At 56.6% G+C, this 12,829-nt stretch carries 12 protein-coding genes; all 12 read right to left on the bottom strand.

The annotated features are described in order from the left end of the window. Window positions 1–9: 9 nt before the first annotated feature. Complete coding sequence (gene rplV, locus LRR79_RS06115; protein ID WP_078084422.1) at window positions 10–342, bottom strand: 50S ribosomal protein L22; 333 nt, start codon at window positions 340–342, stop codon at window positions 10–12. A gap of 15 nt (window positions 343–357) precedes the next feature. Beyond that, complete coding sequence (gene rpsS / locus LRR79_RS06110) at window positions 358–636, bottom strand: 30S ribosomal protein S19 (RefSeq protein ID WP_010133844.1); 279 nt, start codon at window positions 634–636, stop codon at window positions 358–360. Between the two features lie 54 nt (window positions 637–690). Beyond that, a complete protein-coding gene (gene rplB, locus LRR79_RS06105; protein WP_231759508.1) occupies window positions 691–1,515 on the bottom strand; it encodes a 50S ribosomal protein L2 in 825 nt (274 codons plus the stop codon). Between the two features lie 14 nt (window positions 1,516–1,529). Beyond that, window positions 1,530–1,826 (bottom strand): 50S ribosomal protein L23, encoded by a 297-nt coding sequence (rplW, locus tag LRR79_RS06100; RefSeq protein ID WP_078084419.1) that lies wholly within the window; start codon window positions 1,824–1,826, stop codon window positions 1,530–1,532. Next, the gene (gene rplD, locus LRR79_RS06095; protein ID WP_231759507.1) at window positions 1,823–2,437 is read right to left on the bottom strand and encodes a 50S ribosomal protein L4; all 615 of its coding nucleotides are present in this window, start codon (window positions 2,435–2,437) and stop codon (window positions 1,823–1,825) included. Before rplD ends, rplW begins: the two co-directional genes overlap by 4 nt. A gap of 18 nt (window positions 2,438–2,455) precedes the next feature. Continuing rightward, entirely contained in the window at window positions 2,456–3,091 is a 636-nt protein-coding gene (gene rplC / locus LRR79_RS06090) for a 50S ribosomal protein L3 (protein ID WP_231759506.1), read from the bottom strand. Window positions 3,092–3,201: 110 nt separating this feature from the next. Next, window positions 3,202–3,513: a 30S ribosomal protein S10 gene (gene rpsJ, locus LRR79_RS06085; RefSeq protein ID WP_010133849.1), complete on the bottom strand. Its 312-nt coding sequence runs from the start codon at window positions 3,511–3,513 to the stop codon at window positions 3,202–3,204. Between the two features lie 268 nt (window positions 3,514–3,781). Next, complete coding sequence (tuf, locus tag LRR79_RS06080) at window positions 3,782–5,005, bottom strand: elongation factor Tu (RefSeq protein WP_231759505.1); 1,224 nt, start codon at window positions 5,003–5,005, stop codon at window positions 3,782–3,784. 42 nt (window positions 5,006–5,047) lie between these two features. Beyond that, on the bottom strand, window positions 5,048–7,156 hold the full coding sequence (gene fusA, locus LRR79_RS06075) for an elongation factor G (RefSeq protein ID WP_231759504.1): 2,109 nt from the start codon (window positions 7,154–7,156) through the stop codon (window positions 5,048–5,050). 112 nt (window positions 7,157–7,268) lie between these two features. After that, window positions 7,269–7,739 (bottom strand): 30S ribosomal protein S7, encoded by a 471-nt coding sequence (gene rpsG, locus LRR79_RS06070; protein ID WP_010130334.1) that lies wholly within the window; start codon window positions 7,737–7,739, stop codon window positions 7,269–7,271. Between the two features lie 127 nt (window positions 7,740–7,866). Continuing rightward, a complete protein-coding gene (gene rpsL / locus LRR79_RS06065; protein ID WP_231759503.1) occupies window positions 7,867–8,241 on the bottom strand; it encodes a 30S ribosomal protein S12 in 375 nt (124 codons plus the stop codon). Between the two features lie 259 nt (window positions 8,242–8,500). Continuing rightward, window positions 8,501–12,730, bottom strand: a complete 4,230-nt coding sequence (rpoC, locus tag LRR79_RS06060) for a DNA-directed RNA polymerase subunit beta' (protein ID WP_231759502.1) — start codon at window positions 12,728–12,730, stop codon at window positions 8,501–8,503. Between the last annotated feature and the right edge of the window lie 99 nt (window positions 12,731–12,829).

Below are 12,829 nucleotides of genomic sequence, written 5' to 3'. Positions count from 1 at the left end.
CCTGCTCTCTTATTTCTCGGCTACTTTCACAGTAATGTGACAAGTACGCTTAAGAATACGATCGGCACGACCCTTGGCACGCGGCTTAATGCGCTTCATGGTCATACCCTCATCCACGAAGATGGTGGAAACTTTCAGCTCGTCAACGTCAGCACCGTCGTTGTGCTCAGCGTTGGCGATTGCAGATTCCAGAACCTTCTTGACGATCGCAGCACCTTTCTTGTGGCTGAAAGCCAGGATGTCCAGGGCTTCCTCGACACCTTTGCCGCGAATCTGATCAGCTACCAGACGCGCTTTCTGTGCCGACAGACGAGCACCGCGTAATTTTGCTTGTACTTCCATCTCTATAACCTCGGCTTAGCGCTTCTTCGCTTTCTTGTCCGCGGCGTGGCCACGGTAAGTGCGGGTAGCAGCGAATTCACCCAGCTTGTGACCAACCATTTCTTCGTTGACCAGTACCGGTACGTGTTGACGACCGTTGTGAACAGCGATCGTCAGACCCACCATTTCCGGCATAACCATGGAACGGCGGGACCAGGTTTTAATCGGCCGGCGATCATTTTTCTCGATCGCTGCCTCCACCTTTTTGATCAGATGCAGATCAATAAAGGGACCTTTCTTTAATGAGCGTGGCACTTTAGATTCCTCTTTAGATGCTCACACATCGTGCGCGACATTCTCTACTGAGAATTACTTGCCGCGACGACGTACAATCATGTTGTCGGTGCGCTTGTTCTTACGCGTTTTCTTACCCTTGGTCGGAACACCCCAAGGCGTCACAGGGTGACGACCACCAGAGGTACGACCTTCACCACCGCCGTGCGGGTGGTCTACCGGGTTCATCGCCACACCGCGAACGGTAGGACGAACACCGCGCCAGCGCTTGGCACCAGCTTTACCCAGCTTGCGCAGGCTGTGCTCAGAGTTGCTCACTTCACCCAGGGTGGCGCGGCACTCGGACAGCACTTTACGCATTTCGCCAGAGCGCAGACGGATAGTCGCGTACTGACCTTCACGGGCAACCAGCTGAACAGAGGCACCGGCAGAGCGGGCCAGCTGAGCACCTTTACCAGGCTTCAGCTCGATGGCGTGAATTACGGAACCAACCGGGATGTTGCGCAGCGGCAAAGTGTTACCCACTTTGATCGGTGCAGCGTCACCAGATTGAATCTTGTCACCGGCCTTCAGGTGCTTCGGCGCAATAATGTAACGACGCTCACCATCGGCGTAGCACACCAGTGCGATGTGCGCGCTGCGGTTCGGATCGTATTCCAGACGCTCAACAGTCGCCGGAATGCCATCTTTGTTGCGCTTGAAGTCAACGATGCGGTAATGGTGCTTGTGACCACCACCGATGTGACGCGTGGTAATACGACCGTTGTTGTTACGACCACCGGACTTGGACTTCTTCTCCAGCAGCGGCGCGTAAGGTGCACCTTTATGCAGGTCAGAATTAACAACCTTAACCAGGTGACGACGGCCAGCAGAGGTCGGTTTTGCTTTTACAAGAGCCATTGTAACTTTCCCCTTTACTCAGCAGCTTCGAAGTTGATGTCGCTGCCTTCGGCCAGACGAACGTAGGCTTTTTTCCAATCGTTGCGCTGACCCATACCGTAGCGGGTGCGCTTGGTCTTGCCTTTAACGTTCACGGTGCGAACCTGCTCAACAGATACATTGAACAGCTTTTCTACCGCGGCCTTGATTTCGGCTTTGGAAGCGTCGGTGGTCACTTTGAACACTACCTGGTTGGCGGCATCCGCCAGTACAGCAGCCTTCTCGGAAATCACCGGGCCCAGCAGGACTTTGTAAATTCGCTCTTGGTTCATCCCAGCACCTCATCAATTTTCTTCAGTGCAGAAACGGTAACCACGACCTTGTCAAAGCGAATCAGGCTTACCGGATCGATACCCTGTACATCGCGAACATCGATCTTGTGCAGGTTGCGCGCGGCCAGGTAGAGGTTTTCGTTAACCTCTTCGGTCACGATCAACGCTTCAGACAGATCGAACTGTGCCAGCTTGGTTACCAGCTGCTTGGTCTTCGGCGCTTCCACGTCGAAGGACTCAACCACAACCAGACGCTCCTGACGAGCCAGCTCGGAGAGAATGCAGCGCAGTGCAGCGCTGTACATTTTCTTGTTCAGCTTAACGCTGTGATCACGAGGTTCAGCAGCGAAGGTTACGCCACCGGAACGCCACAGCGGGCTGCGGATAGTACCAGCACGCGCGCGGCCAGTACCTTTTTGGCGCCACGGCTTCTTGCCGCCGCCGGAAACCGCAGCGCGGTTTTTCTGAGCCTTGGTACCCTGACGAGCGCCAGCCATATAGGCGACGACTGCCTGGTGCACCAGGTCCTGATTGAATTCACGACCGAAAGCCACTTCAGAGACTGCAACAGTGCCTTTAGCGCCTTCGGGAGTTGCGATATTCAGTTCCATATCTATTTCCCCTCAGACTTAGGCTTTAACTGCCGGACGAACGATAACGTCACCGCCAGGTGCGCCAGGTACGGCACCCTTAACCAGCAGCAAGTTGCGCTCGGCGTCCACACGAACTACTTCCAGGTTTTGCGTGGTAACACGCTCAGCACCCATGTGACCGGCCATTTTCTTGCCCTTCCACACGCGGCCAGGAGTCTGGCACTGACCGATAGAACCGGGCGCGCGGTGAGACAGAGAGTTACCGTGAGTAGCGTCTTGGGTACGGAAATTCCAGCGCTTAACGCCGCCCTGGAAACCTTTACCTTTGGAAGTGCCGGTTACGTCAATCTTCTGACCGGCCTCAAAGCCAGACACAGTGATTTCAGAACCGATTTCGAAGGACTCTTCAGAACCGTCAGTGCGCAGTTCGAAAAGAGCAGTGCCAGCCTCAGTATTGGCTTTGGCGAAGTGGCCCGCTTCGGGCTTGGAGACACGGGAAGCTTTACGGGCACCCACAGTTACCTGAACTGCGGAGTAGCCATCAGTTTCCACGGTTTTCACCTGGGTGACGCGATTCGGAGCTACCTCGATAACAGTTACCGGGATAGAAGCGCCATCTTCAGTGAAGATGCGAGTCATGCCGCTCTTGCGGCCGACAATACCTATAGTCATCTTTTCAACCTCTCAGTGCACGGGGCTTTAACCCACTGCGGCCGCCCAATTTCAGAGCGTTACACTACCCAGACCGTTTTCGCCTGGGATTCGGTAGTTAATTTGAAGTGTTAGCCGAGACTGATCTGAACCTCTACACCGGCCGCCAGATCGAGCTTCATCAGCGCGTCGACGGTTTTCTCGGTAGGCTCTACGATGTCCAGCAAACGCTTGTGAGTACGAATTTCGTACTGGTCGCGCGCGTCTTTATTGACGTGCGGAGAAATCAGCACGGTGTACTTCTCTTTGCGAGTCGGCAGCGGGATTGGACCGCGTACTTGGGCGCCAGTGCGCTTGGCCGTCTCTACGATCTCCTGAGTAGACGCATCAATCAGCTTGTGATCGAAGGCCTTCAGGCGAATTCGGATGCGTTGACCCTGCATGGAATCAAACTCCAGTTGTAAATCTAAAGAACGTCCTTTTACGCAGCCCCGAGGGCGGGCGAAAAGGAGCGCGAAGTCTACGGGTAGGACAGAGGTGTGTCAATAGCGGCTACCATTTTTTAACCAACTGCCAGCGCAGACGGACCACATATCAGGCAAACATCCCTTTCCGGTACTCGACCAACAGTTCCAGTCAGAACTGAGCAGACACAAAAAAGCCGCAGCATCTCTGCCGCGGCTTCTGGCTCATGAGATCAGAGACTAGGAATTAGTCGATGATCTTGGCAACAACGCCGGCGCCCACGGTACGGCCACCTTCGCGGATCGCGAAGCGCAGACCTTCCTCCATGGCGATCGGGCAGATCAGCTCAACTTTCATCTGAATGTTGTCGCCCGGCATTACCATTTCAGTGCCTTCTGGCAGCTCAACCGCACCGGTTACGTCGGTGGTACGGAAGTAGAACTGCGGACGGTAGCCTTTGAAGAACGGGGTGTGACGACCACCTTCGTCCTTGGACAGGATGTACACCTCACCTTCGAACTTGGTGTGCGGGGTGATGGAGCCCGGCTTCGCCAGTACCTGACCACGCTCAACTTCGTCACGCTTGGTGCCACGCAGCAGGGCGCCAATGTTCTCACCAGCACGACCTTCGTCGAGCAGCTTGCGGAACATTTCAACACCGGTACAGGTGGTTTGAGTGGTTTCTTTGATACCAACGATCTGGATTTCGTCACCAGTGTTGATAATGCCACGCTCTACACGACCAGTTACTACGGTACCGCGACCAGAGATGGAGAATACGTCTTCGATCGGCATCAGGAACGGCTGATCTACAGCGCGCTCTGGCTCCGGAATGTACTCATCCAGGGTTTCTACCAGCTTCTTAACCGCGCTGGTGCCCAGCTCGTTGTCATCTTCGCCATTCAGGGCCATCAGGGCAGAACCAGCGATGATCGGAGTGTCGTCACCCGGGAATTCGTATTGATCCAGCAGCTCGCGCAGCTCCATCTCTACCAGTTCCAGCATCTCTGCATATTCTTCAGAGCCTACGCCGCCACAGTCTTCTGCCAGCAGGTCTGCTTTGTTCAGGAACACAACGATGTAAGGTACACCTACCTGACGGGACAGCAGGATGTGCTCACGGGTCTGCGGCATAGGACCGTCAGTCGCGCCACATACCAGGATAGCGCCATCCATCTGAGCAGCACCGGTGATCATGTTCTTAACGTAGTCGGCGTGTCCCGGGCAGTCTACGTGGGCGTAGTGACGGGTCGGGGACTCGTATTCCACGTGAGAGGTCGCGATGGTGATACCACGCTCACGCTCTTCCGGAGCGTTATCGATACCGTCGAAAGCAACGGCAGCGCCGCCCCATACTTCGGCACATACGCGAGTCAGCGCAGCGGTCAGGGTGGTTTTACCGTGGTCAACGTGACCGATGGTGCCCACGTTTACGTGGGGCTTGGAACGTTCAAACTTTTCTTTTCCCATTTTCAGGATCCTCTAACTTAAAAGTTCTAAAGGGACTAAAGCTTAAGCTTTGTTCTTGGCGATAATTTCGTCGGCGACGTTTTTCGGCGCTTCCGCGTACTTCAGGAATTCCATGGTGTAGGTCGCACGGCCCTGGGTCGCAGAACGCAGATCGGTGGCGTAACCGAACATTTCGGCCAGCGGCACTTCCGCGTTAACTACCTTACCGGAGCTGCTGTCCTCCATACCCTGAATCAGACCGCGACGACGGTTCAGGTCGCCCACGACGTCACCCATGTTCTCTTCCGGGGTTACCACTTCTACCTTCATCATCGGCTCGAGCAGTACCGCACCGCCAACGTCTGCCAGCTTCTTGGTCGCCATAGAACCGGCGATCTTGAACGCCATTTCGTTGGAGTCCACGTCGTGGAAGGAGCCGTCGTACAGGGTAGCCTTCAGGCCCAGCAGCGGGTAGCCAGCCAGAACACCGTTCTGCATCTGCTCTTCGATACCTTTCTGTACCGCCGGGATGTATTCCTTCGGTACCACACCACCCACGATGGCGTTTTCGAATTCCAGACCTTCCTGGGACTCGTCTTCCGCCGGCTCAAATTTCACCCAAACGTGACCGTACTGACCGCGACCACCGGACTGACGAACGAACTTGCCTTCGATCTCAGAGGTGTTGCGGATCGTTTCACGATAGGCCACCTGCGGCTTACCGATGTTGGCTTCCACGTTGAATTCACGACGCATGCGGTCAACGATGATGTCCAGGTGCAGCTCACCCATACCGGAGATGATGGTCTGACCGGTCTCTTCGTCGGTTTTCACACGGAAAGACGGGTCTTCCTGAGCCAGCTTGCCCAGTGCGATACCCATTTTTTCCTGGTCCGGCTTGGACTTCGGCTCAACCGCAACAGAGATTACCGGCTCCGGGAATTCCATACGCTCGAGAACGATCTTGGCGTCTTCGGCACACAGGGTGTCACCAGTGGTCACATCTTTCAGGCCAATCGCCGCAGCGATGTCGCCCGCCAGCACTTCTTTGATCTCTTTACGCTCGTTGGAGTGCATCTGCACCATACGGCCGACACGCTCTTTCTTCTGCTTCACGGAGTTGTATACCGCGGTGCCACTTTCCAGCTTACCGGAGTACACACGGAAGAAGGTCAAAGTACCAACGAAGGGATCAGTGGCGATTTTGAATGCCAGTGCCGCGAACGGCGCATCGTCATCGGCAACACGAGTTTCGACGGTCTCGTCTTTATCCAGCAGAGTACCTTCGATCGCCTTAACTTCGGTCGGCGCCGGCAGGTATTCAATGACCGCGTCCAGCATGGCCTGCACGCCCTTGTTCTTGAACGCGGAGCCGCCCAGAACCGGTACGATTTCGTTGGCCAGAGTGCGCTGACGGATAGCGGACTTGATTTCTTCTTCAGTCAGCTCACCTTCTTCCAGGTATTTTTCCATCAGTTCTTCGCTGGCTTCCGCAGCGGCTTCCACCAGGAACTCGCGCATTTCATCGCACTCGTCCTGCATATCCGCCGGGATATCGCCGTATTCGAAAGTCATACCCATGTCGTCTTCGTTCCACAGGATGGCCTTCATTTTCACCAGGTCGACGACCCCCTTGAACTCGTCTTCGGAGCCAATGGTCATCTGCAGCGGAACTGCACTGGCGTTCAGACGGGTCTTCAGCTGGCCGACAACCTTACGGAAGTCTGCACCGGCGCGGTCCATCTTGTTGACGAAGACCATACGCGGTACTTCATACTTGTTGGCCTGGCGCCATACAGTTTCGGTCTGCGGCTGAACGCCGGAAGAGCCACACAGTACAACCACGGCACCGTCGAGAACACGCAGGGAACGCTCTACTTCAATGGTGAAGTCAACGTGTCCAGGGGTGTCGATGATGTTTACGCGGTGCTGCGGAAACTGCTGCTGCATACCGGCCCAGAAACAGGTGGTAGCGGCGGAGGTAATGGTGATACCGCGCTCTTGCTCCTGCTCCATCCAGTCCATGGTGGCTGCGCCTTCGTGCACCTCACCAATTTTGTGGGACAGACCGGTGTAGAACAGTACGCGCTCGGTAGTGGTGGTTTTACCGGCGTCTACGTGGGCGCAGATACCGATATTGCGATAGCGTTCGATAGGCGTTTTACGTGCCACAGTTGTATCCTCGATATAACGGCAAAAGGCAGCGCGGAGTTTTACCTTCCTTGCTGCCTTTCGGTTTTAATTTCCGATGGAAATAATCATCAGACTTAGAAGCGTCACTATCTTAGAAACGATAGTGGGAGAACGCTTTGTTGGCTTCCGCCATACGGTGCACGTCTTCACGCTTCTTGACCGCGCCGCCCTTGTTCTGGGATGCATCGATCATTTCATTGGCCAGACGCTGGGCCATGGACTTCTCACCGCGCTTACGGGAGAAATCTACCAGCCAGCGCATTGCCAGCGCAGTACGACGTGCCGGACGCACTTCTACCGGTACCTGGTAAGTAGCACCACCAACACGACGGGACTTCACTTCCACCATCGGGGCGATGTTTTCCAGGGATTCTTCGAAAATTTCAATCGGATCTTTGTTCAGTTTCTCTGAAACCAGATCCAGCGCACCGTAAACGATGCTCTCTGCCACGGACTTCTTACCAGAGATCATGACATGGTTCATGAACTTGGCCAGAGTCACGTTCCCAAACTTGGGATCGGGCAGCACTTCGCGCTTGGCGACTACTCGTCTTCTTGGCATGGGATTGCCTCTCTTCAGGGTTACTCTGAGACGCCGCCTGATTCACTAAACATAGTAACTACAAATCGGCGAGCTCAGCCTTACTCCGGTTATTCGTTAAACCGAAACGCAAATTGACCTAGGGGAATTAACTCTTAGGACGCTTGGCACCGTATTTGGAACGGCCCTGCTTGCGATCGTTTACGCCGGCACAGTCAAGTGCACCACGCACAGTGTGATAGCGCACACCCGGCAGGTCTTTAACACGACCGCCGCGAATCAGCACCACGCTGTGCTCCTGCAGGTTGTGGCCTTCACCGCCGATGTACGAAGCTACTTCGTAGCCGTTGGTCAGGCGCACACGACAAACTTTACGCAGTGCGGAGTTCGGCTTCTTCGGTGTAGTGGTATACACACGAGTACAAACTCCACGGCGCTGCGGGCAAGCTTGCAGTGCAGGCACGTCGCTTTTTTCAACTTTGCGTTTTCTCGGCTTACGAACCAACTGGTTGATCGTTGCCATTAAAAATCACTCCAAAATAAAACGCCCCCACCATAAACAGCAGTGAGGGCCTATCGTCAGTGCGCGATATTCCGTCGGCTGAAATGCCTCCGGGCAATCGCACCCCATTAGCGGGGGCCGCATTCTATAAACGCGGCCACCCCGAGTCAACCACCTACCGAAGTAAACACTCACATCGACAAGTGGTTGCGATCCGGAACAGACCGGTCAGCGCCTGATATGGCAAACCAACCGGTCAGACTACTCCGTCCTGAAGACCTTACTCCCCGGAAGATTTCAGGGCTTCGGTCAGTGCCGCTTCCACCTCTTCGGCAGACGGTCCCTCGGCGAAGCCAGGAGCCAGCTGCTGGGTGCGCTTGCGCTTGCGCTCGGCGTGGTAGGCGAGACCGGTACCAGCCGGGATCAGACGACCCACCACCACGTTCTCTTTCAAACCACGCAGGCTGTCTTCCTTGCCGGTTACCGCCGCCTCGGTCAGTACGCGGGTGGTCTCCTGGAAGGAGGCCGCGGACAGGAAGGACTCGGTCGCCAGGGACGCCTTGGTGATACCCAGTAGCAGACGCTCGAACTGAGCCGGCTGCTTGCCTTCGGCGCGCAGACGTTCGTTCTCTTCTACCACGCGCTGGTATTCCACCTGGTCACCCTTGATGAACTCGGAGTCGCCCATCTCAAGGATTTCAACTTTACGCAGCATCTGACGCACGATGGTCTCGATGTGCTTATCGTTGATGCCCACACCCTGGAGGCGGTAAACCTCCTGGATTTCGTTGGTGATGTAGCGCGCCAGTTCTTCCACACCCTTGAGGCGCAGAATGTCGTGCGGATTGGACGGGCCGTCAGAAATGACCTCACCCTTCTCTACGGTTTCACCTTCGAACACGGTCAGCTGGCGGTGCTTCGGAATCAGTACCTCGTAGTGATCCTTGCCGTTGGCCAGCGGCTTGCCGTCTTGCGGAGTGATCTGCAGGCGTACCTTGCCTTTGGTTTCTTTACCGAAGGAAACGGTACCGGAGATCTCCGCCAGAATGGACGGCTCTTTCGGCTTACGGGCTTCGAACAGGTCGGCAACCCGCGGCAGACCACCGGTGATGTCCTTGGTACCGCCGGATTCCTGCGGAATACGGGCGATTACGTCACCGACATTCACCTTGTCGCTGTCTTTCAGGCTCAAGATCGCACGCGGCGGCAACGCGTAGTGCGCCGGCGCGTTGGAGTTGGCCAGGGTCAGCTCTTCGCCATTCTCGTCCACCAGCGTCACCGCCGGACGCAGGTCTTTACCCGCTGCCGGGCGTTCCGCCGGGTCGATGACCTCGATGGAGGACAGACCGGTAATCTCGTCGGTCTGCTTGCGGATGGACAGACCATCTTCCATACCGGACAGTTTCACCCAGCCGGCAACCTCGGTGATGATCGGGTGGGTGTGTGGATCCCACTTGGCCACAATCTGGCCACCGTCAATGGTCGCACCCTCGTCGACGCTGATCACCGCACCGTAAGGCAGCTTGTAGCGCTCGCGCTCGCGGCCGGCAGAGTCGGCCACCGCCAGCTCACCGGAACGGGATACCGCTACCAGATTGCCGCTTTCGGTCTTCACGGTCTTCACATTGTGCAGACGCACGGTACCGGGCTGCTTGACCTGAATACTGTCCGCTGCAGAGGCACGGCTCGCCGCACCACCGATGTGGAAGGTCCGCATGGTCAGCTGGGTGCCCGGCTCACCAATGGACTGTGCCGCCACAACACCCACGGACTCACCGGGGTTGGCGCGGTGGCCACGAGCCAGGTCACGGCCGTAACACTGGGCACAGATACCATGGGCGGTCTCACAGGTAATCGCGGAACGCACGATGACCTCGTCGATGCCCATACCTTCGATGCGCTCAACCCAGGCTTCGTCGATCATGGTGCCCGCGGGTACCGCGATTTCTTCACTACCTGGCTTGGTCACGTCGCGCGCCACCACACGACCCAGGATACGGTCACCCAGAGACTCGATGACGTCACCGCCTTCGATCACTGGCGCCATGGTCAGGCCATCGTCAGTACCGCAGTCGATCTCGGTAATGACCACGTCCTGCGCAACGTCCACCAGACGACGGGTCAGGTAACCGGAGTTCGCAGTTTTCAGAGCGGTATCCGCCAGACCTTTACGGGCACCGTGAGTCGAGATGAAGTACTGCAGTACGCTCAGACCTTCACGGAAGTTCGCGGTAATGGCGTTCTCGATAATGGAACCGTCCGGACGGGCCATCAGACCACGCATACCGGCCAGCTGACGAATCTGGGCCTCACTACCCCGTGCGCCGGAGTCGGCGTACATGTATACGGAGTTGAAGGAGTCCTGCTCGGTCGCATTACCTTCGCGATCGATCACCGGCTCTTTCTTGATGCCGGCCATCATCGCCTGGGTCACCTTGTCGTTGGTTCGAGACCAGACGTCGATGACCTTGTTGTATTTCTCACCCGCGGTTACCAGACCGGATGCGAACTGGGTTTCGATTTCTTTCACTTCCTCTTCCGCAGAAGCGATGAGTTCGGCCTTGGCGGCCGGGATCTCGAAGTCGTTCACACCAATGGAAGAACCAGACTTGGTGGAGAAATCGAAGCCGGTGTACATCAACTGGTCCGCGAAGATCACGGTCGCCTTCAGACCCACCTTGCGGTAGCACTCATTGAGCACCTTGGAGATGGCCTTCTTCTTCATTGGCTGGTTAACGTACTCGAAGGGAAGACCTTCCGGCACGATGTTCCACAGCAGCGCACGACCAACGGTGGTGTCGTACACCGTACGGGTAACCTGCTTTTCGCCATCTTCACCAATGGAAGTCTCGTCGATACGCACTTTGACCTTCGCCTGCAGACCGACCTGCTTGGCATAGAACGCGCGGCTCACTTCCTTGGTGTCGGCAAAGAACATGCCTTCGCCTTTATCGTTTACGCGCTCGCGGGTCATCCAGTACAGACCCAGTACCACGTCCTGAGACGGTACGATGATCGGCTCACCGTTGGCGGGCGACAGGATGTTGTTGGTGGACATCATCAGCGCGCGGGATTCCAGCTGCGCTTCGATGGTCAGCGGTACGTGTACCGCCATCTGGTCACCGTCAAAGTCGGCGTTGTACGCCGCACACACCAGCGGGTGCAGCTGAATCGCTTTACCTTCAATCAGTACCGGCTCGAACGCCTGGATACCCAGACGGTGCAGGGTCGGTGCACGGTTCAGCAGTACCGGGTGTTCGCGAATCACTTCGTCAAGGATGTCCCACACCACCGCTTCTTCGCGCTCGACCATTTTCTTGGCCGCCTTGATGGTGGTAGCCAGACCGCGGGCTTCCAGCTTGCCGAAAATAAACGGCTTGAACAGCTCGAGAGCCATTTTCTTCGGCAGACCACACTGGTGCAGACGCAGGGTCGGACCCACCACGATCACGGAACGACCGGAGTAGTCCACACGCTTACCCAGCAGGTTCTGACGGAAACGACCCTGCTTACCCTTGATCATGTCGGCCAGGGATTTCAGCGGGCGCTTGTTGGAACCGGTGATGGCGCGGCCGCGACGGCCGTTATCCAGCAGCGCGTCCACAGACTCCTGCAGCATACGCTTTTCGTTGCGCACGATGATGTCCGGCGCGTTCAGCTCCAGCAGGCGCTTCAAACGATTGTTACGGTTGATCACGCGACGGTACAGGTCGTTCAGGTCGGAGGTCGCAAAGCGGCCACCATCCAGGGGTACCAGCGGGCGCAGATCTGGTGGCAGAACCGGCAGCGCCTGCATGATCATCCACTCCGGCTTGTTGCCGGATTTGTAGAAGGCTTCCAGCAGCTTAAGGCGCTTGGACAGCTTCTTGATCTTGGTCTCGGAGTTGGTCGCCGGGATCTCCTCGCGCAGACGCTGGATCTCGGTGGGCAGCTCGATGTCGTTCATCAGCTCCTGGATGGCTTCCGCACCCATTTTCGCTTCAAACTCATCGGCGAACTCTTCCATCGCCTCAAAGTACTGCTCGTCGTTCAGCAGCTGGCCGCGCTCCAGGGTGGTCATACCCGGATCGGTCACCACGTAGGATTCGAAGTACAGCACGCGCTCGATATCACGCAGGGTCATATCCAGCAGCAGGCCGATACGGGACGGCAGGGATTTCAGGAACCAGATGTGCGCAACCGGGCTCGCCAGTTCGATGTGGCCCATGCGCTCACGGCGCACTTTCGCCTTAGTGACTTCAACGCCGCACTTCTCACAGATGATGCCGCGGTGCTTCATGCGCTTGTACTTACCGCACAGGCACTCGTAGTCCTTTACCGGGCCAAAAATTTTGGCACAGAACAGGCCTTCGCGCTCCGGCTTGAAGGTACGGTAATTGATGGTCTCTGGCTTTTTCACTTCGCCGTAGGACCAGGAGCGAATCATGTCCGGCGAAGCCAGACCGATACGGATAGCGTCAAATTCTTCGAGCTGATCCTGGGCTTTCACCAGGTTTAACAAATCTTTCAAGGCCTTTCCTCCACTAGGGGGTAGTCATTCCGGCCAACTGCCTCTCGGGCCGGAAGTGCCGGTGGTGGTGATTTCCGATCGCCGCCACCGGCCTCTGTC

This window comes from Microbulbifer elongatus (genome assembly GCF_021165935.1).
GTDB lineage: Bacteria > Pseudomonadota > Gammaproteobacteria > Pseudomonadales > Cellvibrionaceae > Microbulbifer > Microbulbifer elongatus.
This window is presented reverse-complemented; position numbering and strand designations above follow the sequence as displayed.